Origin of the sequence: Streptomyces phytophilus (assembly GCF_013870535.1) — a bacterium.
Taxonomy (GTDB): Bacteria; Actinomycetota; Actinomycetes; order Streptomycetales; family Streptomycetaceae; genus Streptomyces; species Streptomyces phytophilus.
Genome location: NZ_JACBXC010001757.1, coordinates 1 through 601 on the forward strand (window position 1 = coordinate 1; position 601 = coordinate 601).

Sequence of the window (601 nt, forward strand, 5' to 3'; positions counted from 1 at the left end):
TGGCCTGCGACTACGAACGCGACCCGCGTCATGCCGAGACCATGATCCGCTGGGCCATGACCGACGTCATGCTGCGCCGGCTCACCCGTGGCCGACCCGCAATCCGGCAGGGACCACGACCACTACAACGAGCCCGCTGACCAGATCTCAAACGCGGTCTCAGTCACCGAGTCCCGTAAATTTCTCTGTCCTACGCGGCGAGATCACCCACAACTGAACGCCCTCGGGCAGCATGTCAGGCAATGTACTTCGACATGTTCCGCAGGCCCCCGTCGGGTAGTCGATGTAGAGCACAGCCTTTCTGACACCCGGGTTCATACGCAAGAACGCTGCTGCGTGAGTCTCCACGTGCTCCCTGTTGGCCTTCGTACGACCTGGGAGGTTCTTGAGAAGTCCCGACTGGCCGCCTGGGCCGCTAATCATCGGAATCTGATCAGTTCCGACGTCAAGGATGCCGACAGTGCGCCGGGGGTAGTCCTTCTGCAAGTCCTTGAGGTGAGGTCCACAGTTTGCATTGTGAACGAGGACCGATATCTGCCCAGCGAGCACATAGTACGTGTGTTTGTCGTTGACGGTCAGGTTGTAGACGGTGGTTTGGGTA

1 protein-coding gene is annotated in these 601 nt (G+C 59.6%); it reads right to left on the reverse strand.

The features are described from left to right. Positions 1–159 precede the first annotated feature (159 nt). Positions 160–601, reverse strand: a 442-nt coding sequence (locus H5J30_RS35765; protein WP_181791938.1) for a DddA-like double-stranded DNA deaminase toxin, incomplete at its 5' end; no start/stop codon positions are given.